Raw genomic sequence first — 26941 nt, forward strand, 5'->3', positions numbered from 1 at the left:
CGGGGCCGCATCCTGCAGCGGAGGGAGGATCAGCGGCCGATGGCCTCGACCGGGGCCTGCTGCTGACGGAAGAAACGGAAGAACTCCGAATCGGGTTCGAGCACCATCACGTCGCCACCATTGCCGAAGGCGTGGCGATAGGAACCGAGACTCCGGTAGAAGGCGTAGAACTCGGGGTCGACGCTATAAGCGCCGGCATAGATCTCGGCCGAGCGCGCATCGCCCTCACCGCGGATCTCCTCGGACTGACGATAGGCGTCGGCGGTGATCACGGTGCGCTGACGATCGGCATCGGCGCGAATCCGTTCGGCGGCCTCAGAACCCTTGGCCCGCAGGTCACGCGCCACCCGCTCACGCTCGGCGCGCATGCGCTGATAGACCGACTCACTGACCTCGGGCGGCAGGTCGATCTTCTTCACCCGCACGTCGACGATCTCGACACCGAGATCCTCGGTGTTGGCATTGACCTCCTTGGTGAGGATCTGCATCAGCTCCAGACGATCATCGGAGACCACCTCCTGGATGGTGCGCTTACCGAACTCGTCACGCAGGCTGGTGTTGATCCGCTCCGAGAGCAGCCGGCTGGTCCGCGCACTGCTGCCACCGGTGGAGCGGAAGAACTGCGCCGCGTTGGAGATCCGCCACTTGGCGTAGGAATCGACGATCACGTCCTTCTTCTCGATGGTGAGAAAACGCTCCGGACGCGAGTCGAGCGTCTGGATACGACGATCGAAGATCTCGATGGAGTTGATCAAGGGCAGCTTGAAATGCAGCCCGGGGCCGTACTGGTCGGAGACGATCTCACCGAGTCGCAGCTTGATCGCCACCTCGTACTGCTTGACCACGAAGGTACAGCTGTAGACGAGGAGCGCGAGCACCGCGACGCCGATCGGCAGCAGGGTCCTGTACTGATTCATCAACGCGTCCTCCGCTCACGGTCCACGATGCGCTGGGGCGTGGAATCACTCGCCCCGGTGGCGCTCGCCGGCGTCGCCGCGACCGGCGCCGACGCTGCCGGGCCACTCTGGGCCGGCGTTGCTGATTGCTTGAGCATCTGATCGATGGGCAGGTACATCAGGCTGTTGCCGCCGTCCTTGACGTCGAGCAGCACCTTGGCGTTCCCGCCGAGCACCTGCTCCATGGTCTCGAGATAGAGACGCTCGCGCGTCACCTCGGGGGCCTTCTGATACTCGGCGAGGATGGCACTGAAGCGCGCCGCCTCACCCTCGGACTCGGCGATCACCTTGTCGCGATAGGCGCGGGCATCGGCGATGATGCGCGCAGCCTCACCACGGGCGCGCGGCAACACCTCGTTGGCATAGGCCTCGGCCTGGTTCTCGATGCGCTCCTTGTCCTCGCGGGCCTTGATGGCATCGTCGAAGGCGGCCTTGACCTGCTCCGGCGGCTTGGCCGGCTGCATGTTGATCGTGGTCACCTCGAGGCCGGTCTTGTACTGATCCATCAGCGCCTGGATGCGCTCCTTGATGGTCACCGCCACCGCGCTACGACCCTCGGTCATCACATAGTCGAGCTTGCTGCCACCGATGGTCACGCGCACCACGGTCACCGTGGCGTCACGCAGGGTCTTCTCGGGATTCTGGTCCTGGAAGAGATAGTTCGCCGCATCCTGGATACGCGACTGCACCGTCAGCTCGACATCGACGATGTTCTCGTCCTGGGTGAGCATCGATGCCTTGTGACTGAAGGTCGCGATCTCGTCGACATTGACCTTGGTCACCGACTCGATCGGTGCGGGGATGTGCCAATGCGGCCCCGGCCCGGTGGTCTCGGTGAGCTTGCCGAAGCGGGTCTCGACGCCGCGCTCGGCAGGGCCGACGATATAGATGCCGGTGGCCAGCCAGATCACCACCAGCACGGCCACCGCCACACCGATCAGGCGCAGACTGAGGTCGCGCCCGGGACCACCGCTCGGGCCGCCCTGCCCGCCGCCCTTGCCGCCGAAGAGCCCACCCAGGCGCTCCTGGAGCTTGCGTACCACCTCGTCGAGATCGGGCGGTCCTTGGTCGCCGCCACCACTCCAAGGATCTTTGTTACCGCCACCTGGCTCGTTCCAGGCCATAGCTTCTCCGTCTGTACTGGTTGGTTGGGGGAGTCGTCCCGGATTGCCCTGTCGGGGGTTGACGATCCAGCCACTGCAAACAGGGCGTCACGACAAATCCGATGGCAGGTGAATATCGCGTAGAACAATGCCGACGTACGAGGCCGATATCAAGCGATATCGCATGATGAGGTCACGCGGACACGCATCCCCGGGCCCCAAATCGAAGGTGTCATTCTAAGATGGCGCAGCGGGGTGGAGCAAACGCCCCACCCCCAATGAAACTCAGGGTTCGACACAGGCGGCCAGGCGCACATCGCGTGCCCGCAGCCGCGCGAGATCGGCCCGCGCGATACTGAAGCTCATCTCCCATCCACCGCTCTCGAGGGGGGTGTCGGCGAGTATCTGGGCGTGAGCGAAGAGCAGCGCCCGCACCCGCCCATCGGCTGGCTCGAGTCGGACCCGGCGCTCGACGCGCTGGCCACCGACACGCTCGGCGATCGCCTGCAGCAACAGCTCGATCCCCTCGCCCTCGCGCGCCGAGATCCACACCCGCACCGGCACCCCCTCGGCATCGCGCTCGAGACGCGGCACGGCCTCCTCGAGCCGATCGATCTTGTTGAACACCTCCAGGCGCGGAATCTCGCTGCAACCGATCTCTTCGAGCACCTGCTCGACATCGGTGATCAGTCGCGAGCGCTGCGTGGCGGCGGCATCGATCACGTGCAGCAGCAACGCGGCGTTGCGCGCCTCCTCCAGCGTCGAGCGAAAGGCCGCCACCAGCTCATGCGGCAGATCACTGACGAAGCCCACGGTATCGGCCAGCAAGGCCCGCTCGCCGGTCGGCAACTCCAATCGACGCAGCGTCGGATCGAGGGTGGCGAACAGCTGATCGGCCTGGAACACCCCGGCCTCGGTGAGACGATTGAACAGCGTCGACTTGCCGGCATTGGTATAACCGACCAGCGAGACCACCGAGAGTTCGGCCTTGGCCCGCGCCTTGCGCCCCTGGGCGCGCTGCCCCTCGATCTTGCCGAGTCGGCGCTCGAGCATCGCCACGCGCTTGCCGAGCAGACGGCGGTCGGTCTCGAGCTGGGTCTCGCCCGGACCGCGCAGCCCGATACCGCCCTTCTGGCGCTCGAGATGGGTCCAGCCGCGCACCAGCCGGGTCGAGAGGTGACGCAGCTGCGCCAGCTCCACCTGCAGCTTGCCCTCGAAGGAGCGCGCCCGCTGGGCAAAGATATCGAGGATCAACCCGGAGCGATCGAGCACCCGGCACTGTACCAGGCGCTCGAGGTTGCGCTCCTGAGCCGGCGAGAGCGGATGATCGACGATCACCAGGTCGGCGGTGCAGGCGGCGACCAGATCCTTGAGCTCCTCGGCCTTGCCGCTGCCGAGGAAGTAGCGCGGATCGGGCGCGGCACGACTCCCCCCCAGGGTCGCCAGCACCTCGGCGCCGGCGGCCTCGGCGAGCAGCGCGAATTCCTCGCGCTGCTCGGCATCGACCCGCTCGCCGCCGAGATCGATCTGTACCAGCACCGCCCGCTCACCGACATCGGGACGCTCAAACACGCCGCGCCCCCACCAATCGTTGCGCGTGCGACTCAGGCATCGTCGGACTTGTCCTCGCCCTTCGGCGACTCATCGCTCGGCGGCAGCTTGACGTTGCGCGCCGGCACCACCGTCGAGATCGCATGCTTGTAGATCATCTGACTGACGTTGTTCTTGAGCAGCACGACGAACTGATCGAAGGACTCGATCTGCCCCTGCAGCTTGATACCGTTGACCAGGAACACCGAGACCGGCACGCGCTCCTTGCGCAGGGTGTTCAGGAAGGGGTCTTGCAGGCTATGGCCCTTTGCCATGTGTTGAGTCTCCTTGTTGTCGTTTGTTCGGTCGGCATCCGGATGTGACCGTGGCCGGACAGGTGCTCCGGGGCAGCGCTTCCCCCCCATCCCGGATCACCGCCGCTCTCTACGGTCGTCATGACCGCGTCGTCCGTCAGCGGGTTGCGAACTGGTGACGGACACCGACCTGATTTGGAGCAAGCCCCCAACGCGGGGGACCGCACTGAGCATGCCTCGCTGGCGACACCGCGGCAAGGACCAGCAACACCGGCCACGGCTCATCGGCCGCCGCCCGCGCCACCGATACCGGCCGCCGCGAGCGCCGCCAGCGCCTGACCACAGGGATCCGGGTGATCATCGATCCAATGACAGTCGGGCTCGGCGCGCAGCCAGGTGAGCTGACGCTTGGCGAGCTGTCTGGAGGCATAGATACCGCGCTGCACCAGCTCATCACGGTCGTACTCGCCGTGAAGATATTTCAACACCTGGCGATAGCCCACGCAGCGCATCGAGGGCAGCTCCGGGTGCAGGTCGCCGCGCGCCCACAGCCGCTCGACCTCGGCCACCAGCCCCTGATCGAGCATGTCGCAAAAGCGCTGCTCGATGCGCCGATGCAGCAGCGCGCGCTCGCCTGGCGCGCGCACCAGCTTCATCCAGCGATAGGGCGGATCGGCACGTGCGCGGGCCTCGGCGATCAGCGCGCTCATCGGGCGCCCGGCGAGGGTGTGGACCTCGAGCGCGCGCTGGATGCGCTGCGGGTCGTTGGGATGGATCTGCGCCGCGCTCACCGGATCGACCGCAGCGAGCCGCTCGTGCATCGCCTGCCAACCGAGACGCGCCGCCTCCGCATCGAGCGCGGCACGCACCGCCGCATCGGCCCCCGGCAGCTCGGCCAGACCGCGCAACAGACCGCGCACATAGAGCATGGTTCCACCGACCAGCAAGGGGATCCGCCCCCGTGCGCTGATCTCGGCCATCGCCGCCAGGGCATCGGCGCGAAACTGCGCGGTCGAATAGGACTCGCTCGGGTCGAGGATGTCGATGAGCCGATGCGGGGCCTCGGCGAGCACCTCGGGACCGGGCTTGGCGGTACCGATGTCCATGCCGCGATAGACCATCGCCGAGTCGACGCTGATGATCTCGCACGGCAGCCGACGCACCAGCTCGACGGCGAGATCGGTCTTGCCGGCAGCGGTCGGGCCGAGCAACAGGATGGCCCACGGCCGCGGGTCGGTCGATTCGGTCATGACAGGGGATCCTCTCGGGGATGCGGCTCAGCGGCCGCGCTCGAACAGTCGGTCGAGCTGATCGTGGGTCATCTTCACCCAGGTGGGACGGCCATGGTTGCACTGATCGATACGCTCGACCTGCTCCATCTCGCGCAGCAACGCGTTCATCTCTTCGATGGTGAGCCGCCGGTTGGCGCGCACCGCGCCGTGACAGGCCATGGTCGCGAGCACCGCGTCGATCGCCGCATCGAGCCGCCGACTGCGCCCGTGCTCGGTGAGATCGGAGAGCAGGTCGCGCCCCAGCGGCGCGATCTCGGCCTGACGCAGCAGCGCCGGGACCTCGCGGATCACCAGGGTCTCGGCGCCGAGCGGCTCGATCACCAGCCCCAACCGGGCAAGGGTGTCGCGCTGCGTCTCCAGCAACTCGACCTCGGCGCGACTGACCTGGAGGGTGACCGGCAGCAGCAGCGGCTGGGAGACGATGCGCCCGCGCGCCCAGGCCTGCTTGAGCCGCTCGTAGCCGATGCGCTCGTGGGCGGCGTGGATATCGACCACGATCAGCCCGTCGCGCGCCTGGGCGAGCAGGAAGACCCCGTTGACCTGCCCCAGGGCGAAGCCGAGCGGCGGGGCGTCGGCCGCCTCGACCTCTTCCTGGCGAGGCACGGGCCTCGCCCCGCCGACCTCGGGCAACGGCTTGGCCGGGGCGGCGGGCGCTGTCGAGGACGACTCCTCTCCCCCGCCATCTCGTGCCGCTGGCCTCGGGTGCTGGAAGGCCAGATCGGCCTGATAGCGCGCCGGACGCTCGGCGACCCGGCCCGCCGGGGCGACGACGGAACTCCGCTCACGAGCGACAGCGGCTCGCGCGCCTGTGCCGACGCGCCCGGCCTGCCCGCCCGAGGTGGCAAGCGCCGGCGTGAGCGGCGCGGCCGACGACGCGCGCGTGGAGGCGACCGCCGGCGCGGGCGCAATCGTCCCGGTCTCGGGCGTCCGCTCTCCGAGCACGCCGTCGGCGAGCCGGCGCTGCAGACTGCTGAACAGGAAGTCGTGGACCTGACGACTCTCGCGGAAGCGCACCTCGTGCTTGGCCGGATGGACATTGACGTCGACCTGACGCGCCGGCAGTTCGAGAAATAGCACGAAGGCCGGATGACGGGCATGGTGGAGCACATCGCTGAAGGCCTGGCGCACCGCGTGTGCCACCAGCTTGTCGCGCACCATGCGGCCATTGACGTAGAAGTACTGCTGATCGGCCTGGCTGCGCGAGAAGGCCGGTGGCAACACCCAACCGTGCAGGCGCAACCCGACGGCCTCGGCCTCCACCGTCAGCGCCTGCTCGGCAAAGGACTGGCCGAGCAGCTGGGCGAGACGGGCGCGCTCACGTGCCGTCTCGCCACCGGCCGGAGCCAGGTCGAACACCTGACGGCCATTGTGGCGCAGCACCAGACCGACCTCGGGACAGGCCAGGGCGATACGTCGCACCACCTGCTCGAGGTGGCCGAACTCGGTGCGCTCGGTGCGCAGGAACTTGCGCCGCGCCGGGGTGTTGAAGAACAACTCGCGCACCTCGACCGAGGTCCCGGGCGGGTGCGCGGCCGGCTGTGGCGACTCGAGCGTACCATCGGGACCGACCCCGATACTCCAGGCCGGGGTGTCCCCGGGCGCCTCGCGGGGACGCGAGGTCAGCGTCAGCCGGCTGACCGAGGCAATACTCGGCAGCGCCTCGCCACGGAAACCGAGGGTGATGATGCCGTCGAGATCCTCGAGTGCGGCGATCTTGCTGGTGGCATGCGCCGAGAGCGCCAGGCCCAACTCGTCGCGCGGGATGCCGCAACCGTCGTCACGCACCCGCAACCGCTTCACCCCGCCCTGCTCGACCTCGATCTCGATACGCTCGGCACCGGCGTCGAGGCTGTTCTCGATCAGCTCCTTGGCGATCGAGGCCGGGCGTTCGACGACCTCGCCGGCGGCGATCTGATTGACGAGATGGGGCGGGAGGGTACGGATCGGGGAAACCATCGCGCAGATGGAACCAGATCGGCGCGCAGACAGCAAGGGCCAGCGGCCAGCGGCCAGCGGCCAGCGGCCAGCGGCCAGCGGCCAGCGGGATTGAACCGCAAAGACACAAAGGGCGCAAAGGGATTGTGTGTTCAGGACCCCAGCGCAGGCGCTGTTCCCTACTGGAAGCTGGCCGCTGGAAGCCGACTCGAATGACCAAAACGCAAAGAAAACACGCGAAGAAAGCGGCCAGCTTTCAGTCAACAGCCTCCAGTGTCGGCCTGCAATCAACGGTCGCGCGACGAGCCAAGCCCTCCCCTCGCTGGCGGCTGATAGCTGAAAGCTGGAGGCTTTTCCCCTTTGCGGCTCAATCCGTCCTGGTCGCAAGCGAGGTCACGAGTCCTCGGGGATGGCAAGCACCTGACCGACGCGGATGGTGTCGTCGGTCAGGCCGTTCTCGGCACGCAGCGAGGAGAGACTGACACGATAGCGCTGGGCGATCTCGGAGAGGGTATCGCCCTGGTGGGTGACGTGACGGCGCGGGGTCGAGCGCCCGTTGGCCGCCTGCAGCAGCGCACCCTGTGGCGGGTACTTGCGAAAATAGGCCTTGATCCCGGCGAGGATGGCGCGTGCCAGCCGCTCTTGATGGGCCGGGTCGCGCAACCGGCGCTCCTCCTCGGCATTGGTGATGAAGGCGGTCTCGACCAGCATCGAGGGAATGTCCGGCGACTTGAGTACCGCAAACCCGGCACGCTGGACCCGGCGCTTGTGCAGATCCCCGATCTCGCCGAGATGCGAGAGCACCGCGCCGGCGGCCTCGGTGCTGTGCTCGATGGTCGCGTTCTGGGTCATGTCGATGAGCACGCTGGCGAGCAGATCGTCGCTGTCGGCGATGTTGACCCCGCCGATGAGGTCGGCGGCGTTCTCGCGGTTGGCCAGCCAGCGCGCCGCTTCACTGCTCGCGCCGTTGAACGACAGGGTATAGACCGAGGAGCCGTGGGCGCGATCGTTGGTGAAGGCGTCGGCATGGATGGAGATGAACAGATCGGCCTTGTGCTTGCGCGCCTTCTCGATGCGCTGGCGCAATCGGACGTAGTAGTCCCCGTCGCGGATCATCAGCGGGCGCATCCCCGGCTCGCGCTCGACCAACGCGGCGAGCTTGCGGGCGATCGCCAGGGTGACGTCCTTCTCGTAGGTGCCGCGCTTGCCGATGGCACCGGGATCGGCGCCGCCGTGGCCGGCATCGATGGCGATCAGCACCTCGGGACGTGAAGGCGATCGAGTGCGACTGGCCACCACCGTGGCATGGGGTGCGGCACTGGCGGTCCGCGGCAGCAGATCGATCACCAGGCGGTGTTTGTCGTGACGGCGATCCGGCGGCAGGCTGAAGCTCTTGACCCGTACCGGACACTTGAGGTCGAAGACGATACGCAGATCGGTCTTGTCGCGAATACCGCTGCGCAGCCCGACCAGCGCCGGATCATTGCCACGTGGCCGCGGCAGCGTGCCGGACAGCCGGGCGTCGCTGAGGTCGACGACGACCCGGTCCGGACCCTCGAGGGTAAAGATCTTGTGGGTGAGCGCAGCTCGGGTATCGAGTACCACCCGGGTGCGACCGTCCTCGACACCGACGCGCGCGCCCTCGACCGTGACCTGCGCGGCAAGTGCGGGCAGGGCCAGGAGGGAGCAGAGCAGGAGAGTGAAAACCCGTTTCACGTCGCAGCCTCGGGGTCGCCGGGGTCGCCGACGACCGATGTTCTCGGGGACGGCACGGCCATGCAGTGGAGATGACCCGCCCCAGGGGATTGACGGTTCGTTGTTTTTAAGATAGCAGCTTTAGCGGGAGTATTCCAAGAAAAAACCTGGGATTAGCCTCGCTTTCTGAATTTCTTCGGAACGAAATGTATCGCTTATACAACAAGGATTTGCGCGACCGGGACTCAGCGCTCATAGAGCGCTCGGGCCAGCGTCAGACCCGCCTCGGTGGTCGCCACCGGGCGCAGGCTGCGCCCATCGGCGCGATGCTCGAGCTGGAGCTGCAGATCCGGCGGCGGCAACGCGCCGGCACCGCATTGCGGCCACTCGACCACCCAGATCGCCGGGGTCTCGAGCAGATCGCGCAGACCGAGATACTCCAGCTCCTCGGGATCGGCCAGGCGATAGAGGTCGAGATGGTAGAGCTGGGTGGTGGCGAGTACATAGGGCTCGATCAGGGTATAGGTCGGACTGCGCACCGCACCCTGGTGACCGAGCGCACGCAGCAGCCCCCGGGTCAGGGTGGTCTTGCCGCAGCCGAGGTCGCCCTGCAGATAGAGCACGAAGGGCGCTCGCATCCGCTCGGCCAGCCGTGCACCGAGCGCCAGCTGGGCCGCCTCACCGGCGATATGGATCTCATGCATGATGGTTCTCTCTCCCGTCGGCCAGGGCGCGCACCGCCTCGATGATGTCCCCGGCGATCATTCCCCGCTCACCCGCGCGCGCTGCCCGGTCACCGGCGGCGGCATGCAGACAGACCCCGACACGCGCGGCGCCCCCGACATCCATCCCCTGCCCGATCAGCGCAGCGATGACCCCGGTGAGCACGTCTCCGGCACCGGCGGTCGCCATCCCCGGATTACCGTCGCTGCAGACCGCCGGCGGTGTCTCGTCCGCGTCGGCGACCAGACTGCCGGCACCCTTGAGCACCAAGGCACCGCCATACTTTTGACGCAAGGCCGCGAGCGCGGCGAAACGATCCGCCTCGAGCGCGGCGGTCCCACAGCCGAGCAACCGCCCCGCCTCGCCCGGATGCGGCGTCAGCACCCAGTCATCGCGCCGCAGCGGCTGCTCGGCGAGCAGGTTGAGCGCGTCGGCATCGACCACCAGCGGCAACCGGCACTCGCGCACCCGCCGCCACAGCCCGCGCCCCCACGCCTCCCGCCCGAGCCCGGGACCGATGGCCACCAGATCGGCACGTGCGAGCAGTGGCTCGAGATCGGCGTCGTGCTCGACCCCACGCACCATCAGCTCCGGGCGGGTGAGATTGAGCAGCGCGGCATGTGCCGGATGGGTGGCGACCGTCACCAGCCCGGCACCGGCACGCAGCGCCGCCTCGCCGGCAAGACGTGCCGCGCCGGACATCCCCGGGGCGCCACCGATCACCAGCACATGACCGCACTGCCCCTTGTGCGCATCGCGCCGTCGCGTGCCCAGACAGGCGCGCTGGCTGGCCCAGTCGATGCGCTGCGCACTGGCCGGCTCGGCCACCAGCAGGGTCTCCGGCACCCCGAGCGAGTCCCAGTGGAGCCGGCCACAGCAGCCGGGGCCGGCCCCGGTCAGCAGCCCCTGCTTGAGCACGATGAAGCTGATGGTCGCGCTGGCCCGCACCACCTCGCCGAGCACGGCGCCCCGGTCGGCATGCAACCCGGTGGGGAGATCGAGCGCGAGAACCGGGGCCGGGTGGGCATTGAGCGCACGCACCGCCTCGGCCCAGTGCTCGCGCAACGGACGCTCGAGCCCGATGCCGAGCAGGGCATCGACCAGCAGCTCGGCGTCCTCGGGAAGGCCACCGCGCCAGGGCTCGATCGCCCCGCCGACCGCCCGCCAGTCACGGCAGGCCTCGGCGGCCTCATGCCGCAGCCGCTCCGGCGCGACCAGGCTCAACACCCGAACCTCGCGCCCGGCCCGGCGCAACAGCCGCGCCAGCGCATAGCCGTCACCCCCGTTGTTGCCGCCGCCAACGAGCACGCAGACCCGGCGCGCCTGCGGCCAGCGCGCGGCCACCAGTCGCTGCGCCGCGCGTGCGGCGCGCTCCATCAGCTCACGACCGCTCAGGTCGGGCTGGAGACAGGCGGCGCGGTCGAGCGCGCGGGCCTGATCGGCGCGGTAGAGTGCGTGCGGCAGCGATGGCTGGTTCATGACGGTCTGGAGATGGATTGGGATCGGCGTGGCGACCCCGATTCTAGGGTGAATGGACGAGACAGGCGAGTACCGGAGCAGACGATGACGCGCGCGCTCGATCCGCACGAGGCGCTCGAGCTGGCGACCCGGATCAAGGGCTGGGGGATGGCGCTCGGCTTTCAGCAGGTCGGCATCACCGATACCGGACTGCAGCGCGCCGAGCAGCGTCTGCTCGACTGGCTCGACGCCGGCCATCACGGCAAGATGGACTACATGGCCCGCCATGGCCGCCGGCGCGCCCGTCCCGCCGAGCTGGTGCCGGGGACACTGCGCATCGTCTCGGTGCGCATGGACTACCATCCCGAACCACACGAGGACCCGGCGACGCTCAGCGACCCGGCACGCGCCTTCGTCTCGCGCTATGCACTCGGGCGCGACTATCACAAGCTGATCCGTCGTCGCCTGCAGCGCCTCGCCGACCAGATCACCGAGACGATCGGCCCCTTCGGCTATCGCGCCTTCGTCGACTCGGCGCCGGTGATGGAGAAGCCGCTCGCCGAGCAGGCCGGACTGGGCTGGATCGGCAAGCACACCAACCTGATCAACCCGCGCGCCGGCTCCTGGTTCTTTCTCGGCGAACTGTTCACCGACCTGCCGCTCCCGCTCGATACACCGCTGCGCTCACACTGCGGTCACTGCTCGGCCTGTCTCGAGGTCTGTCCCACCGCAGCGATCATCGCGCCCTATCGGCTCGACGCCCGGCGCTGCATCTCCTACCTCACCATCGAGCACCCAGGCCCGATCCCGCTGGCGCTGCGCCCCGCACTCGGCAACCGCATCTACGGCTGTGACGACTGCCAGCAGGTCTGCCCCTGGAATCGTTTCGCCCGCGCCACCGCCGAGACCGACTTCCTGCCTCGCCAGGGACTCGATCGCGCCACCCTGATCACCCTGATCGGCTGGGACGAGCCGACCTTTCTCGAACGGACCTCGGGGTCTGCGATCAGACGCATCGGTCATGGTCGCTGGCTGCGCAACCTCGCCGTTGCACTCGGCAATGCCGATCCGTCGCCGGCGGCGCTCACTGCACTCATACGCTGGCGGGACCATCCAGACCCCATGGTTCGCGAGCATATCGACTGGGCGCTGGCGCGCCAGCGCGAGCACGGCGCGCGTGACGGATGGTGACGCTCAGGTCGGGGCGCGCAGCAGCGACCACACCTCGCTGTTGCGCTCGGGGCGGAGGTCGCGGTCGGCCGCCGGCACCTCGGGCGAACCGAGCGCGATCCCCAGCCGGGTGGCGAGCAGGCGCTGTCGACGCTCCATCTCCAGGCTGTGGTTGGGGTTGGCCAGCAGCAGCTTGAACAGCTGCAGATCGTTGTGGAAGTAGGACGAGTCGGCCTTGGTGCACTCCAGCGTCTCGATCAACGCGGCCTGCAACCAGAGTCCCAGATCGCCCTTCACCGGACGCTGGTCGAAGCTCGGCATCGGTGCGACCAGCGGGCGGTTGACATGGATCTGCAGGTCGTCCGGGATCGGCTCGGTGAGCCAGGTCATGCCCTGCAGCAGACCTGCGACCTCACCGCCGGCACGCTGACGCTCACCGAGATCGAAGAGGATACGGATCAGCACCATGCGGGTGGCGAGATGACCATCCCCCTCGGCCCTGAGCTGGACGAAACGCGCCATCGCCTCGGTCAGCGCCTGATAGCGCTCGGCCACCGGCCGAGCCGAGTCGTGGCTGTCGAGATAGCGCTCGAGCGCCTCCTCGAAGCGCGACCAGAAGGGATCGCGACCGTGGTCGGCGATCTGCCAGTCGATCAGAAAGGGCTGGGCATAGGGATAGGCGCCCAGCCGGATATACCATGCGCTCTCGGTCATCGCGATCTCCAGTTGAGCCGGTTCACACCATCAGGCCGCGCGCCCGCAGCCGCTCGGCTCGCGCCGGCGCACAGGCAAAGAGGTTACGACGGCGCGCATCGAGCGTCTCCGCCGTACCACAGGGGGCCAGGGCGCTCAGTGCATCGACCTGGCGGTACAGCGCGTAACCGAGCGTCTCGACCGCCTGGCGCAACGCACCCAGGTCGCAATCCGGAGCGACCCGGAACATCAGCAGCGGGTCGTGTGCGGCAAAAAACCGCTCCCCCGCCCGCAACACAGCGGGCAGATGCTCGGCGGCGAGATCAAGACGCACCAGCGACGGACTCGCGCCTGCGGGCCAGGCCGCATCGGCCAAGAGCTCGTCCAGGGTCAGTGCCCCGACCGTTCGCGTCTCGAAGGAATCGCCGAGGTCGTGCGGGCGCGCCGCCCGACGCACCCGGATACCGACCTCGCCGGCCCCGTCTCCGATCGCCCGTTGCTGAAGCACGACACGTGTCTCCAGCGCATTCTCGGCAAGGCTGCGCGCCAGCAGCGCCGCGGCTTCGGTAACCGGCTCGAGCGCCAGCACCCGACCGTTGCCCTGCCCCATGGCATGGGCCATGGCGAGGGTATAGACACCGAGACCCGCGCCCAGATCGAGCACCAGATCGTCGGGCTCCACCAGACGACGCACCAGCGCCAGCTCGGGTTCCGGCCAGTCCTCGCGCTCGAGCAGCAGATAGGTGGGCAACGCGTCGATATCATTGGGGACATGGATGCGCACACCGTCATCCATGGTCAGCAACAGTGAGTCATTGCCAGCCGATGACGCCGGCATGGTCGGCTCCGAAGGCAGCGGCGCCGCAGTCGAGGCCGGGGTCGCCGCCATCGCCTCGGTGATGCGCTGGGCGAGCGCATCCGCCTCGGGGGAGTCGAGCCCGAGTCCGCGCGCGCGCTCCATCACCTCGGCGGCCTCGGCGGCACGCCCGGCGAGCAGCAGACCCTCAACCAGGGTCAACCAGTAACCACCGATCTCCGGGGCCTGATCGAGTGCATGACGCACATGGTCGAGCCCGGCATCGAGATCGCCGCGCTCGATCTCGATGATGCCGAGGTTGTGATTGGCCTCGGCATGATCCACATCGAGCGCCAGCACTGCACGATACAGCCACTCGGCGGCCTCGGCCCGTCCACCGCGCTGATGTTCGATGGCCTGCTCGAGCAGTCGTTGGGAGTCTGTCACGATCGTTGCTCCGAGATTGACGTTGGCGGATCGGGTGCGGGCGAAGACCCGGCGCCCCCGTGATTGAATGAGCATCCTAGCACCGATCGGCGAACCGCCTAAAGTGCCACTGATGCTTGCCCGGGACGTCCCCGGGTGGCACAGTCCGAACAGGGATCGAGCACCCCGAGAGCAAGCGACGAGAGGCCTCGACCATGACCATGCACACCGATCTGATCACCGAACTCGAGCAGGCCACCGAACAGCTGGTGGGGGCGGCGACGGGCGCCGACTGGGCGCTGGTCGAGACGCTGCAGAAGCGACGCCGGGCACTGATCCAGCGACTCGGCACGGACCTCAAACCCGAGACATGGAGCGCAAGCGAGCGTCAGCGCCTGCGGCACATTCTCGAACAAGAGGGCCACGCCGAGACGCGTGCCATCAACGAACGGACGAAGGTGCTGCGCAAGCTGCAGCGACTGCGTGCGGCCGAGGACGGCGAGCGCCAGACCGAACCGCAGGACAACCCGGGGTCGGCGCATACCGCGCAGCGGATGCGCAAGGCCTATGGCAATCCCGGACAGGATCAAGGCGGATCCAAGACCTCCTAGAGGAAGTCGAACAGCGACAGCCGATTGACCTGCACATAGGTCTGCTGCGCGGCCTGAAGGACCACTTCTTGCAGTCTGAAGCGGCTGATCGCCTCGGCATAGTCGACGTCCTGGATGTCGGAGAGGGTGCTCTCGAGATTGAGTTCGCGCTCGGCATTGAGTTCGGTCTGGGTGTCGAGCGTCTGTAGCCGGGAGCCGACCGTGCTCCTGACATCGCTGAGCCGATCGAGACCCGAGTCGATATTGCCGAGTGCGATCTCGACCGACTCGGAGAGCCGGGCGCGGACCTCGGGATCGCTCACCGGGGTCTCCAGCGCGGTGGCGATCTCGTCGAGGGTGGCGAAGATGTCACGGTGCTCGGCCGGGCGCGAGACCACGGTATCGCCATCGGCCGGCGCGCCGGTCAGGGTCACGCTGCGCCCGGCGAACTCGATCGCATCGCCGCTGTTGTAGGCAACGCCCTGGATCGGCGTGCCGCTCTTGTCGAGCACGACATTACCGAGGTCGTCGACCACGGAATATTCCATGGTCCCGGCATTCTCGGCGAAGCGGATCTCGAAGCGCTCACCGGCGGTGGCATCGAAGTCCTCACGATCCCTGATCCGCGTCTCCTCGACCACCAGCGAGCCGGTATTGCCAAGCGGCTGCTGCGCCTCGAGTACCAGGCCGCTGCGCTCGGGCAGATCCATGAAGAGGACGTCGCCACTGTCACCGACGGTGATGGTGCTGGTCGACGAGAGTTCGACCTCGCGTACCGCGCCAGCCCCCTGGGCGCCGACATAACCGACCGAGCCGTCGGCCTCCTTGTTGAAGGGCTGGACGAACGAGCGGGTCCCGGCGAACAGGTATTCGTCGTTGGCGTCTCTGGTGTTGGCGATGTCGATGAGATCATCGCGCAGCTGATGGATCTCGCTGGCGAGATAGCTACGGGTCTGGTCGTTCTGGGTATCGTTGTTGCCGGCGAGCACCAGCTCGCGGGCGCGTTGCAGCAGGTTCTCCATGGCGATGATGCTCGCCTCCTCCTGCTCAAGACGCGGCTGGGCATAGTCGGCGTTACGCTGATATTGCTCGTTGGCGCGGATCGCGGCATTGAGCTGACCGGCCTGGGTCGCCCCCGCGGGGTCGTCGGCAGGGGTGAGGATGCGCCGACCGGTGGACAGCTGCAGTTGGGTGTGGCTGAGCTCGGACTGCGCCCGCTGCATCGCCGTGACGCCGCTCTGGAAGGCCTGTTGGGTGGAGATACGCATGCTGGGCTCGCCTCCGCGGGGCTTAACGCCTGACCGCGTTGATCAGGGTGTCGAACAGGGTGCTGGTCGTGGCGATCACCTGCGCCGAGGCCTGATAGGCCTGCTGGTAGCGCAACAGATTGGCCGCTTCCTCGTCGAGGTTCACCCCAGAGATCGACTCACGCTGGGCCTGGGCCGATTCGAGCTGGGTGGCACTGGCATCACGCACGATCTGTGCCTGACGGGTCTGGGTGCCGACCTCGGAGATCAGGCTGTTGTAGCCGTTCTGGATGCTCTCGTCGCCCTCGAGGATGCGCGCGTCCTGGAGCCGGGTCAGCTCGAGCATGTTGCGGTTGTCGCCCTCGCGCTGGACATTGCCGGAGATCTCGAAGACCTCGCCGTCATTGGGCGCGCGCTCGAGCGTGACCTCCCAACCATTGGCGGCGATGGTCACCCGGCCATCGGCGCTCCCGCTCACCGCCGAGGTCGGCAGCGGCACGCCATCGAGACTGTACTGGAAGGTGGCGGCGTCGTAGCTCAGCTCGACGGTGTCGGCAAAACGCGGGTGCTCGCTGTCGGTCACCCGCACCTCGGCGGCGCTGACACCATTGGCCGGATCGGGATAGACGGCGATCTCGGCAAGCCCGCCGATGTCAAACTGGTCACCCGCAGCGGGCTGCGAGTCGAGGGTCAGCGCCCAGCCATTGGCGGTGATCGTGGTGGTGTTGCCGTCCGGCGCCACCTCAACCGCGGAATTCGGCAGCACGGTGCCGTCGAGGACGTAGTTGGTACCGTTGAAGGCCAGGGTCGAGGCGGTCGAGAAATCGGCCTCGGGATCGGTGACACGGCTCTCGAGCACCGCCGCCGTGCCGGTGTTACCGGCGTCCGGCGTCACCGCCAAGGTGCCGCCGCCACCGACGGTGAAGCGATCACCGGCGATCCAGGCGTTCTGCAGCTCGAGCTGCCAGCCGTTGGCGGTGATCTGGATGTTGCCCGAGGGCAGCGTGGTGAGGTCCGGTGGTGTCAGGGCAACGCCGTCGAGGGTGTAGTCGGTGCCGTCGAACTCGATCACCACCTCGTCGAGCAGATCGGGGTCGGTGGTGTCGATGACACTGCGGCTGACGACATCCGGGCGCAGGTTATCCTGGCCGAGGACAATATCCACCCCGCCGTTGCCGGCGACGGAGAACTCGTCACCGACCTCGGGCGTGCCATCGAGGGTCAGCGCCCAGCCATTGGCGCTGATGGTGGTGAAGCCCTGCTCGTCGACGTTGACCGCGCTCGGCGGCAGCTCGACACCATCGAGGGTATAACCATAGCCGTTGTAGCCGACCACGGCGCTGTTGAGCAGCCGTGGGTCGTCGCCGTCGACGGCGACGACCGAGGCAATCTGCACCGCGCTGGCATTGAGATCGCCGGCATCGGCGACCATGGCGCCGGCGGCGGCGATCTTCTCCGGATCGCTGATCAGCACCTCCAGCGAATCGGCCGCGCCCCGCGTCGGCTGGATCAGCCACTGATCGCGCGAGGCGGCGCCGGAGAGATCCCCGGTATCGATACGTAATCCACCACCGGTGAGGACATCCGGGTCGTCGGGATCGGGCGTCAGCGGCACATCGGTGCCATCGGGGAGGGTCTCGAGACGGTAGGCGCTGCCGGTGAAGCGCAGCCGGTAGTCGTTCTGCGTCAGCTCGCCGACGTCCTCGAGGGTGACCTCGAGCTGGCCACTGGCGGCATTGCCGGGCGTCGGATAGACATCGGGCTCGGGGATGGCAAAGAGTTCGCCGCCAAGGTTGCCGTCACGGTCGACACCGAGGGTGTGCTGCTGGTTGAAGGCGGCGCCCAGGTTGAGGGCGATGAACCCCAGGGTGTTCTGCGCCTCGTCGAGGATCCCGGTACGCGTCTCGAGCATGGCGCCGAGCTCTCCGCCGGTCACAAAGCGCGAGATGTCGACCGGCTGATCGCCCCCGGAGGTCTTGAGTCCGACATCGATGTTGCCGTCACCGGAGAAGGAGCGCGCGACCAGCTCGGCCGCGTTCCCGCCGGTGACCAGCGCCTGACCGTTGCCGACGAAGACGTTGACCGAGCCGTCGTCCTGCACCGTGGTGTTGAGATCGACCTTCTCGGCGAGCTGGTTGAGCAGCAGATCGCGCTGGTCGAGCAGGTCGTTGGGCTGGCTGCCGCGCGAATCGCCGGTGACGATCTGGGTGTTGAGCTCGGCGATCGCCGCGGTGAGCTGGTTGATCTCGTCGACGCTCGAACGGATCTCGCCGTTGAGCAGGCCGCGCTGCTCCTCGATCTCGCCGTTGACGCGAGAGAAGCGCTCGGAGAGCGACTCGGCCTCGCCGATCAGTGCGGTGCGCGCGGCGATCGCGGTCGGGTCGTCGGCGACATCCTGGACGGCGGCGAAATAGTTCTCCAGCACCGGCGCCATGCCGGTGGTGGCATCGGCGAGCAGGCTGTCGACCCGCTCGGCATACTCGGCGCGCACCGAGCCATAGCCGTTGTCCGAGAGACTGGTGCGCAGCCGGGCGTCGACCAGATCGTCCTGGATGCGACGGATACCGTCGGCGGTGACGCCCTGACCGACGTAATACCCACCGGTGAACTGCGGCGTACGCGTACTGAAGTCGACGCGCTGGCGGGTATAGCCCTCGGTGGCGGCATTGGCGATGTTGTGCCCGGTGGTGGAGAGCGCGCGCTGGAAGGCCAGCAGCCCCGATACCCCCGTCCCCAGAATACTCATACCCGTCTCCCGTGGATCTGCCGGTTGATGGATGCCTGGCCGCCGTCAACCACGATCGACCACTCCACTGGACCCTGTTGCTGAACACCTCGCATCATCTACCCTCGCACTCGAGTCTTATCGGCCGGCGCCGTGGAAACTTGAGGCGCGGCAGGCGCTTCCGTGGCCTGTTCGGCGCTCATCCGTCGCAGCTTGGCATGGATGCCGAGGATCTTCTCAGCATAGCGCGGATCGGTGGCATAGCCGGCGCGCTGCAACCCACGCACGAAATCGCGCGGCGAGTCGGCATGGGCCAGCGCATCACCATAACGAGGATTGCGCTGGAGGAAATCGACATAGTCCTCGAATGAACCGGCGGGACTCGGGTAGGCACGAAAGCGCGCCTGCTCGCGCCGGGCCACGCCGTCACGATACTCGAGCGTGCCGACCGAGACGCGCTCGCCCTGCCAGGCGCGATTGGCCTTGATGCCGAAGAGGTTGAAGCTGCTGCTGCCATCGGCATGACGCGGCACGTGCTTCCCCCAGCCGGTCTCCAGCGCCGACTGTGCGAGCAGCACATGTGGATCGACACCCAGTCGCGCGGCGGCCTGCTCGGCGTGCGGGGCGAGATAGTCGAGGAACTCCTGCGGGTTGCGCGGCGGCCAGCGCCCCTCCCCGGCGCGGGCGATGCCCGTCGAGGTCGCACCCGACGCGGCCTCCTCGCTCCGGGCGGTCGGTGCCGCGTCCGTCGAGCTCTCCGCCGGATGCAGCCGCCGCAACCAGGGGGTGCGTTCGGGGACGGCGAGGGTGCGCTCGGCGCCGCTCTCGGCGCTCACCGCCGGCCCGGACGGCGAGAGCTGGCGCAGCAGCGCCTGACGGATGCCCAACCCCCGCCCATCGCTCAGGTTCGCCGCGATCTGTTGATCGTGCATCTCCTGGTACATGCGGCTGTGCTGCGAGTCGAGGATGCCCTCGCCGAGCGAGGCGGTGCGCATCTGCTTGAGCATCTGCCCGACCAGCAACGACTCGAAGGCGCGCGCGGCGGTATCGAGCGCGGCGGCATCGTTACGCCGCACCACGGCACCGAGCGACTTCAGGCTCGCCGGATCGGCGGCCAGACGGTTGCCGAGTCCCGCCCGGGCGGTGAGTGCGGAGGTGGAGTCGAGCGGCAGCATGACTAGATCACCACCAGCTCGGCGCGCAGCGCGCCGGCCTCGCGCAGCGCCTCGAGGATCGACACCAGATCGCCGGGCGCGGCGCCGACGTTGTTGACCGCGCGCACGATCTCGTCGAGCGAGGTCCCCGGGGCGAACAGGAACATGCGGTTGTTCTCCTCGGTCACGTCGATGCCGGTATCGGGCACCACCGCGGTCTGACCGCCGCCGAGCGGCTGCGGCTGCGAGACCAGGGCGTCCTCGCTGATGGTCACGGTGAGGCTGCCGTGCGAGACGGCGGCCGGATAGACCTGTACCCCGGAGCCGATGACCACGGTGCCGGTACGTGAGTTGATCACCACCCGGGCGGCCGGCTCCCCGGTCTCCACCTCCAGGTTCTCCAGGGTGGCGACGAAGTCGACCCGGCGACCCGGGTCGATCGGGGCATGGATCTGTACCGAAGAGGCGTCCATCGGCTGGGCGACGTCGTTGCCGAAGGTGCGATTGACCGCCTCGGCGAGGCGGCTGGCGGTGGTGAAGTCGGGACGGTGCAGGTTCATCACCATCAGCCCGCCCTGGGCGAAGGCGCTCGGCACCTCGCGCTCGACCGTCGCCCCCCGGGGGATGCGTCCGACGCTCGGGACATTGACGGTGACCCGGCTGCCGTCGGCGCCCTCGACGCCGAAACCGCCGACGATCAGGTTGCCCTGAGCGATGGCATAGATCTCGCCATCGGCGCCCTTGAGCGGGGTCATCAGCAAGGTGCCACCACGCAGGCTCTTGGCATTACCCATCGACGAGACGGTGATGTCGATGCGCTGCCCCGGCTTGGCGAAGGGTTGAAGATCGGCGGTCACCATCACCGCGGCGACGTTCTTGAGCTGGGGATTGACGTCGGCCGGCACGGTGATGCCGAGCTGGCCGAGCATGTTCTTCATGGTCTGGATGGTGAAGGGGGTCTGGGTGGTCTGGTCGCCGGTGCCGTCGAGCCCGACCACCAGGCCATAGCCGAGCAGCTGGTTGTCGCGCACCCCGGAGATGGTGGCGAGATCCTTGACCCGCGCCACCCGGGCATCATCCGGTGCATAGGTGTTGCCCGCCAGTGCAAACGGCGCGAACACACCGAGCAGCAGCGAAAACACAAGGGCGAGACTGCGATCGTTCATGTCGAACCTCTTGCCCGCGCCATCAGAAGGGGAACAGCGGGCTGTTGGCGATCCGGGTAAGCCATCCCGGGCCATTGCTGTCGGCCAGCGCGCCGGTGCCGCCGTAGTAGATCTGGGCATTGGCGACCTGGGTCGACTGCACCGTATTGGTGGCGCTGATATCGACCGGGCGCACGATGCCGCGCAGCCGGACGTACTCCTGACCCTGGTTGATCCCCAGCCACTTCTCGCCCTGCACCACCAGATTGCCGTTGGGCAGCACCTGGGCCACGGTCACGGTGATGCTGCCGGTGAGCTGGTTGCTCTGCTTGGAGTCGCCGGCACCGTCGAAGGTGCGTCCGGCGTTCGACTCAGCGGCGAACAGCGAGGCACCGCCGGCGGTCACCGGACGACCGGCGATGCTGACGCTGCCGAGATCCATCGAGTAACCCGAATCCTTGGAGGTCGAGGTCTCGGCGGTCTTCTGGGCATTGGTGCTCTCGGCGAGCTCGACGGTGAGGATATCGCCGACCCGCCGCGCCTTGTAGTCCTCGAACAGGGTCTTGGCACGACCCTGCTGGAAGATCGAGCCGGTGTTGAATGCGCTGGCAGCGGCCGTGGCCGGGGCCACCGTCTGGTACTCGGGCGAGTCGCCGGGGCGCGGCGGATCGAGGCTGGCACACCCGGAGAGTGCGGAGGAGATCAGTGCCAATGTCATCAGTGGGCGGGTGTTCATGCGGTGCCTCGTCCCGGCCCTCAGCGGGCCAGGTTGTTGTTGACGAACTGCAGCATCTGATCGGCGGCGGAGACGGCCTTGGAGTTGACCTCGTAGGCGCGCTGGGTCTCGATCATGTTGACCAGTTCCTCGGCGATGTTGACATTGCTGCTCTCGAGCGAGCCCTGGATCACGGTGCCGATGCCGTTGAGCCCGGGATTGGACTGCTGCGCCGCACCCGAGGCCCCGGTCTCGAGAAACAGGTTCTCGCCCATCGGCTGCAGCCCGGCGGGGTTGATGAAGTCGGCCAACTGGACGATCCCCAGCTGGACCCCTTCGGGCTGGTTGGGCAACTGGGCGGTGACGGTGCCGTCCTTGCCGATGGTCAGCGACTGGGTGTCCTCGGGGACCACCAGCCCCGGCTGCAGCGGATAGCCGTTGGACATCACCACCTCGCCGTCGGCGTTGAGCTGGAAGGAGCCGTCGCGGGTATAGCCGATCTCGCCGCTGGGCAGCAGGATCTGGAAGAAGCCCCGCCCCTCGATGGCCATGTCGAGGGCGTTCTCGGTCTGGATCAGGTTGCCCTGGTTGAACAGCTTCTCGGTGGCCACGGTGCGCACGCCGGTCCCCAGGGTCAGACCCGAGGGCAGCTGTGCCTCCTGGGTGGCCTGGGCACCGGGCTGGCGCACGGTCTGGTAGAGCAGGTCCTCGAACACCGCCCGCCCCTTCTTGAAGCCGGTGGTGTTGACGTTGGCAAGATTGTTGGAGACGACCGACATACGCGTTTGCTGCGCGTCGAGTCCGGTCTTGGCGACCCAGAGGGCACGATTCATGGTGCGACTCCTGTACTGGCGCGAACGCGGTTAACTGATCCCCAGCAACTGATTGCTGGTCTGTTCGAGACTGTCTGCGGTATCCATCATCTTGACCTGCATCTCGAAGTGCCGGGAAAGCTCCATCAGCCGGGTGAGGGCCGCCACAGTATTGACGTTGCTGCCCTCGAGCATCCCGGTGACCACCTGGACACCGGCATCCGGCGGCACCGGTTGACCATCCTTTGCACGAATCAGGCCATCGTCGGTCCGCATCAGGTTGTCGGTATCGGGCTTGACCAGGCGGATGCGCTCGACCGCGGCCAGGGTGTTCGGGGCGGCGCCCTGCGGGCGCACGGTGATGGTGCCGTCGGTGCCGATCAGGATCGACTCGAAGGGTGGCACCGCGATCGGCCCGCCGTCACCGAGCACCGGCAACCCGCGCTCGGTACGCAGGATACCGACGCTGTCGACGTGCAGGTTGCCGGCGCGGGTATAGGCCTCGCCCCCGTCGGCGGCCTGCACGGCGATGAAGCCCTCGCCGCGGACGGCGACATCGAGATCGCGCCCGGTGCTCTGCAGCGGCCCCGGGGTGAAGTCGATGGCCTCGTTGCCGACCTGTACATAGTCGCGCGACGGATACACCGGCCCGCGCACCGGCGCGGTGTAGGCGTCTGCCAGCGCCTGGCGGAAGCCGTGGGTGTCGGCGTTGGCCAGGTTGTGGTTGTTGATGCTCTGGGCGTAGAGATTCTCCTTGGCCCCGGACATCGCGATGTACAGAAAACGATCCATGACTCAGCCCCGTGATCCGCGACTCAGCGGATGTTGATGATGGTCTGGGTGATGGCGTCGGCCGTGGAGATGGTCTGCGCGTTGGCCTGATAGTTGCGCTGCGCGATGATCAGGTTGACCAGCTCCTCGGCGAGATCGACGTTGGAGGCCTCGAGCCCGCCCGACTGCACCAGCCCCAGACTACTGGTGCCGGCCTCGCCGTAGACCACGTCGCCGGCGGCATAGGACTCCGCCCAGTTGTTGTCACCGAGCTGCAGCAGGCCCTGCGGGTTGGTGAAGTTGGCCAGCGCCACCTGTCCCAGCGCCGCCGCCTGACCATTGGTGTAGCGGGCGAACACCACACCCGATTGGTCGACGTCGAAACCGACCAGACGCCCGGTGGTGAAGCCGTCCTGGTTGAGATCGTCGACCGAGTAGTCGGGGCCGAACTGGGTGATGTCGGAGAAGTCGATCGAGACCACCCCGGTGGCCTCGCCCGTGACCGGGTCGATCTCACCGAGCAGACCGCCATTGACCGGGTCGTAGTTGGCGAGATCGAAGGTGAAGTCGGTCGCCGTGGTCGGACTGGTCATCACGCCGTTGGAGTCGAAGGTGAGCTTCACCGGGCCTTGCGGCTGCGGCGGCGACAGGTTCGACCCGGAGAGATCGACATAGGCCTCCCACTCCAGGGTGTTCTCCGTCTTGACGAAGTACATGGTCGCGGTGCGCGGCGCGCCGAGCGAGTCATAGAGGGTCAGCGCGGTGGAGTACTGATAGGTCTCCGGATCGGTCTGGTCGAACTTCACCGGGGCCCCGGGCTCGAAGGCCACGCTGAACTCGTCGCCGACATCGGGTTGGGCAGACAGCGTCAGCTCCCAGCCGTTCTCGGAGATGACGTGCTGGCCACCGCTCACCGTGGCCAGCACCAGCTTGCCGTTGAGCAGATACTGCTCGTCACCAGCCGCGTTCGCCCCCTGATAGACCAGGGTCGCCGGATCGAGGATATCGGGGTCCGAGGAGTCGAGTACCGCCAGACCGCTTACAGTCACGGCGCTGGTGTTGGCGCTCCCCACGGTGGCCGTCGCCTCGGGCGCGGTCGAGAACTGATCGCCATCGGCGGGTGTGCCGTACAGCTCCATCGCCCAGCCATTGACGGTGATCGTGGTCTTGTCGCCATTGACCACGACGTTCTCTGCCGCGACCGGGACCTGGGTACCGGTGCCGTCATCATAGGTGTACTCATCGTTGGTCGCGTCGTAGGTGAGGGTGAACGGGTTGAGGTAGTTCGGGTTGCTCGAATCGACCACATAGACCCGCGACTCGGTCACCGCGCCGGTGTTGGCGGGGTCGGCCGTCACATTGATCACCCCCGCCTCCTCGTCGACGATCTGCTCGGCCTCCGAGCTGAGGTTGATCGACATGTCGATCTCCGAGGTCGGACGCGGCGGATTGTCACCGAAGTCGAGCTGGAGGTCGCTCAACTGACCGGTGCTGAAACCGGGGTCGGGGCTGTTCTTCTCGACCGGCGGGAACACCTGCAGACGCTGGCCGGCGCTGTTGACGACGAAGCCGTCGCGGTTGACCTGGAAGGCCCCGGCGCGGGTGTAGAGCTGCTCGCCGTTGTCGTTGAGCACGAAGAAGCCCTCACCGTTGATCGCGAGATCGAGCGCGTTGTCGGTGAAATCGATGTTGCCCTGGCTGAACTGCTGGGTCACCGCCTCCAGACGCACGCCCGAGCCGATGGCGGTCTTGGTGATGTCGCCGTAGGAGTTGGCGAAGACGTCGGCGAACTCGGCGCGCGACTCCTTGAAGCCGACGGTGCCGGCGTTGGCGATGTTGTTACCCGTGACCTCGAGGTCGGCCGAGGCGGCGTTCAGACCACTGAGTCCGATGCGAAAAGGCATGATGCGTCTCCTGAACTAGAGCTGATATCTGCGATGACGTCCCAGGGTCTACCGGCGCGCCGCATCCATGCGCGCGTCAACTGCCGATGCGGAACACACTGTTGAAGTCGACGTTGCCGAGCCCCTGCACCTGGAGCACCAGGCCACTGTCCTCCCCGCCCAGGGCGACGCTGCTGACCTCGCCACTGACCAGGGTGTAGAGCGCCTCGGTGCTCTCGCCGAGCAGCGCCCTGGACTTGAACTCGTAGGTGCCGCTGGGCGCCTCCGTTCCGTCGTTCGTCAAGCCGTCCCAGGTGAAGTCATGCAAGCCCGATGCCTGGGTACCGAGATCCATCGAGCGCACCACCTGTCCCGCATCGTTGTAGACGTCGACCGTAACGCCAGTCCCGGAGCTCGGCAGACTGATCGCTCCCGCCACCGTCTCCCCCGACTGGAACTCGAAGTCCTCGACCGGCACCAGTACATCGCGACCGACCAGGGACGCGCCCTGCAGGGTCTGCCATTGGCTGAACGACTGCGCCAACGACTCGAAGGCGACGGTCAGCTCCTCGATGCCGGTGACGGTGGAGAACTGCGCCAGCTCGCCGATGAACTCGCCGTTCTCCATCGGGTTGAGCGGGTCCTGGTTGGACAGCTGGGTGGTCATCAGCTTGAGGAAGTCCTCCTGGCCGAGCGAGTTGTCGATCGGTTCCTTCTTGGTGCCCTCGTAACTGCTGAGCCCCAGCCCAGTGAGCACGTCGGTATTGATTTCACTCATGGCGAGGCTCCTAGCTCTGACCGATGCGCAGGGTGCGCTGCAACAGCTGGCGCGAGGTGTTCATCACCTCGACGTTGGCCTCGTAGCTGCGCGAGGCCGACATCATGTTGGCCATCTCCTCGACGACGCTGATCGCCGGGCGGAACACATAGCCCTCCTCATTGGCCTGCGGGTGGTTGGGCTCGAAGGTCGGGATCGGCTCGGCGGTAGAGTCGACGATATCGGCCACCCGCACCGGGCGGGCCGCGCCCGTGGGGTCGCTGCGATCGAGCAGGGTCTGGAACAGCACCTGCTTCGACTTGTAGGTCTCCTCCGGCGAGCTCGCCGCGGTATTGGCGTTGGCCAGGTTTGAAGCGACGGTATTCAGTCGCACCGACTGCGCGGTCAGCGCCGAGGCCGAGGTATTGAAGACACTGAATAGGGTGCTCATGCCTTACTCCTTGCGTAGTGCGGAGCGGATGCCGGAAACCCGACGATTGAGGAACTCGAGGCTGCTCTGGAACTGCATGGCGTTCTCGGCGAAGGCGGCGCGCTCGAACTGCGGGTCGACGGTGTTGCCATCGAGCGACGGCTGCGACGGGATGCGATAGAGCGGCGCCATCGCCGAGTCCAGATCCGCGCGCGGCAGCGGCAGATGGCCCTGCCGGGTCTGCTCCAGTGGCAACAGATCGTCACGCTCGACCTGGGTGGCGAGCGCAGACCTGAAATCGATGTCCTGTGCCTTGTAGTTCGGGGTGTCCGCGTTGGCGAGGTTCGAGGCCAGCAGCTCCAGACGCTGTGCCCGCACCCGTACCGCCGCGGGCTGGATCCCCAGTGCCTTGTCGAGTGAAAGACTCATGTGGAACACGCCTGTGGCATTGACTTGCCGAAGACAATGCAAACATTAGGCCAACCTGGAGGCTGGAGGCTGGAGGCTGGAGGCTGGAGGCTGGAGGCTGGAGGCTGGAGGCTGGAGGCTGGAGGCTGGAGGCTGGAGGCTGGAGGCTGGAGGCTGGAGGCTGGAGGCTGGAGGCTGGAGGCTGGAGGCTGG

The 26941-nt window shown here is 67.4% G+C and carries 23 protein-coding genes and 2 pseudogenes; 2 read left to right on the plus strand and 23 right to left on the minus strand.

The window, feature by feature from the left end; translation table 11 throughout:
- Positions 1-29: 29 nt before the first annotated feature.
- The 9 genes from hflC to EBL84_RS10530 all read right to left on the minus strand — a co-directional run bounded on the left by hflC (position 30) and on the right by EBL84_RS10530 (position 11027).
- Positions 30-917, minus strand: coding sequence for a protease modulator HflC (gene hflC, locus EBL84_RS10485; protein WP_123140761.1), 888 nt, complete (start codon positions 915-917; stop codon positions 30-32).
- Complete coding sequence (hflK, locus tag EBL84_RS10490) at positions 917-2080, minus strand: FtsH protease activity modulator HflK (RefSeq protein ID WP_123140762.1); 1164 nt, start codon at positions 2078-2080, stop codon at positions 917-919. The genes hflC and hflK overlap by 1 nt, the downstream gene beginning before the upstream one ends.
- Positions 2081-2344: 264 nt before the next feature.
- A complete protein-coding gene (hflX, locus tag EBL84_RS10495; RefSeq protein WP_123140763.1) occupies positions 2345-3631 on the minus strand; it encodes a ribosome rescue GTPase HflX in 1287 nt (428 codons plus the stop codon).
- Between the two features lie 32 nt (positions 3632-3663).
- Positions 3664-3924 carry an RNA chaperone Hfq gene (hfq, locus tag EBL84_RS10500; RefSeq protein ID WP_005223727.1) on the minus strand — a complete coding sequence of 87 codons (261 nt, stop codon included), beginning with the start codon at positions 3922-3924 and terminating at the stop codon, positions 3664-3666.
- 260 nt (positions 3925-4184) lie between these two features.
- Positions 4185-5153 carry a tRNA (adenosine(37)-N6)-dimethylallyltransferase MiaA gene (miaA, locus tag EBL84_RS10505; RefSeq protein WP_123140764.1) on the minus strand — a complete coding sequence of 323 codons (969 nt, stop codon included), beginning with the start codon at positions 5151-5153 and terminating at the stop codon, positions 4185-4187.
- Positions 5154-5180: 27 nt separating this feature from the next.
- Positions 5181-7151 (minus strand): DNA mismatch repair endonuclease MutL, encoded by a 1971-nt coding sequence (gene mutL, locus EBL84_RS10510; protein ID WP_123140765.1) that lies wholly within the window; start codon positions 7149-7151, stop codon positions 5181-5183.
- Between the two features lie 372 nt (positions 7152-7523).
- The gene (locus EBL84_RS10520; protein WP_123140767.1) at positions 7524-8846 is read right to left on the minus strand and encodes an N-acetylmuramoyl-L-alanine amidase; all 1323 of its coding nucleotides are present in this window, start codon (positions 8844-8846) and stop codon (positions 7524-7526) included.
- A 224-nt stretch (positions 8847-9070) separates the two neighbouring features.
- Entirely contained in the window at positions 9071-9529 is a 459-nt protein-coding gene (gene tsaE, locus EBL84_RS10525; protein WP_123140768.1) for a tRNA (adenosine(37)-N6)-threonylcarbamoyltransferase complex ATPase subunit type 1 TsaE, read from the minus strand.
- A complete protein-coding gene (locus tag EBL84_RS10530) occupies positions 9522-11027 on the minus strand; it encodes an NAD(P)H-hydrate dehydratase (protein ID WP_123140769.1) in 1506 nt (501 codons plus the stop codon). Before EBL84_RS10530 ends, tsaE begins: the two co-directional genes overlap by 8 nt.
- A gap of 84 nt (positions 11028-11111) precedes the next feature.
- On the opposite strand from EBL84_RS10530, the gene queG reads away from it, so the two are divergent.
- Positions 11112-12197, plus strand: coding sequence for a tRNA epoxyqueuosine(34) reductase QueG (gene queG / locus EBL84_RS10535; protein ID WP_123140770.1), 1086 nt, complete (start codon positions 11112-11114; stop codon positions 12195-12197).
- A 3-nt stretch (positions 12198-12200) separates the two neighbouring features.
- Here queG and EBL84_RS10540 read toward each other — a convergent pair whose 3' ends face one another.
- Positions 12201-12890 carry a hypothetical protein gene (locus tag EBL84_RS10540; RefSeq protein WP_123140771.1) on the minus strand — a complete coding sequence of 230 codons (690 nt, stop codon included), beginning with the start codon at positions 12888-12890 and terminating at the stop codon, positions 12201-12203.
- Positions 12891-12912: 22 nt separating this feature from the next.
- On the minus strand, positions 12913-14112 hold the full coding sequence (locus EBL84_RS10545) for an FkbM family methyltransferase (RefSeq protein WP_190287936.1): 1200 nt from the start codon (positions 14110-14112) through the stop codon (positions 12913-12915).
- A gap of 194 nt (positions 14113-14306) precedes the next feature.
- Here EBL84_RS10545 and EBL84_RS10550 point away from each other — a divergent pair, with 194 nt between their 5' ends.
- On the plus strand, positions 14307-14702 hold the full coding sequence (locus EBL84_RS10550) for a flagellar protein FliT (RefSeq protein ID WP_123140773.1): 396 nt from the start codon (positions 14307-14309) through the stop codon (positions 14700-14702).
- Here the strand turns inward: EBL84_RS10550 and flgL are convergent.
- The 12 genes and pseudogenes from flgL to flgB form a co-directional block, all read right to left on the minus strand.
- The gene (gene flgL, locus EBL84_RS10555; protein ID WP_123140774.1) at positions 14699-15949 is read right to left on the minus strand and encodes a flagellar hook-associated protein FlgL; all 1251 of its coding nucleotides are present in this window, start codon (positions 15947-15949) and stop codon (positions 14699-14701) included. The genes EBL84_RS10550 and flgL overlap by 4 nt on opposite strands.
- A gap of 22 nt (positions 15950-15971) precedes the next feature.
- Complete coding sequence (flgK, locus tag EBL84_RS10560) at positions 15972-18674, minus strand: flagellar hook-associated protein FlgK (RefSeq protein WP_223806995.1); 2703 nt, start codon at positions 18672-18674, stop codon at positions 15972-15974.
- 98 nt (positions 18675-18772) lie between these two features.
- Positions 18773-19828: a flagellar assembly peptidoglycan hydrolase FlgJ gene (gene flgJ / locus EBL84_RS10565; RefSeq protein ID WP_123140775.1), complete on the minus strand. Its 1056-nt coding sequence runs from the start codon at positions 19826-19828 to the stop codon at positions 18773-18775.
- Between the two features lie 2 nt (positions 19829-19830).
- Positions 19831-20973, minus strand: coding sequence for a flagellar basal body P-ring protein FlgI (locus tag EBL84_RS10570; protein WP_123140776.1), 1143 nt, complete (start codon positions 20971-20973; stop codon positions 19831-19833).
- Positions 20974-20995: 22 nt separating this feature from the next.
- Complete coding sequence (flgH, locus tag EBL84_RS10575; protein ID WP_123140777.1) at positions 20996-21688, minus strand: flagellar basal body L-ring protein FlgH; 693 nt, start codon at positions 21686-21688, stop codon at positions 20996-20998.
- A gap of 20 nt (positions 21689-21708) precedes the next feature.
- Positions 21709-22500 (minus strand): flagellar basal-body rod protein FlgG, encoded by a 792-nt coding sequence (gene flgG / locus EBL84_RS10580; protein WP_123140778.1) that lies wholly within the window; start codon positions 22498-22500, stop codon positions 21709-21711.
- Positions 22501-22530: 30 nt separating this feature from the next.
- Positions 22531-23271, minus strand: coding sequence for a flagellar basal body rod protein FlgF (locus EBL84_RS10585; protein ID WP_123140779.1), 741 nt, complete (start codon positions 23269-23271; stop codon positions 22531-22533).
- Between the two features lie 23 nt (positions 23272-23294).
- Positions 23295-24059 (minus strand): annotated as a pseudogene (locus tag EBL84_RS17325) (flagellar hook protein FlgE); the annotation flags it as partial.
- Between the two features lie 294 nt (positions 24060-24353).
- Positions 24354-25154: pseudogene (locus EBL84_RS17330) on the minus strand (flagellar hook-basal body complex protein); the annotation flags it as partial.
- Between the two features lie 76 nt (positions 25155-25230).
- Positions 25231-25911 (minus strand): flagellar hook assembly protein FlgD, encoded by a 681-nt coding sequence (locus EBL84_RS10595; RefSeq protein ID WP_123140781.1) that lies wholly within the window; start codon positions 25909-25911, stop codon positions 25231-25233.
- A 10-nt stretch (positions 25912-25921) separates the two neighbouring features.
- On the minus strand, positions 25922-26341 hold the full coding sequence (gene flgC / locus EBL84_RS10600; RefSeq protein ID WP_123140782.1) for a flagellar basal body rod protein FlgC: 420 nt from the start codon (positions 26339-26341) through the stop codon (positions 25922-25924).
- 3 nt (positions 26342-26344) lie between these two features.
- Positions 26345-26749, minus strand: a complete 405-nt coding sequence (flgB, locus tag EBL84_RS10605) for a flagellar basal body rod protein FlgB (RefSeq protein ID WP_123140783.1) — start codon at positions 26747-26749, stop codon at positions 26345-26347.
- Positions 26750-26941 lie beyond the last annotated feature (192 nt).

It is taken from the genome of Marichromatium sp. AB31, assembly GCF_003718685.1.
Classification (GTDB): Bacteria; Pseudomonadota; Gammaproteobacteria; order Chromatiales; family Chromatiaceae; genus Marichromatium; species Marichromatium gracile.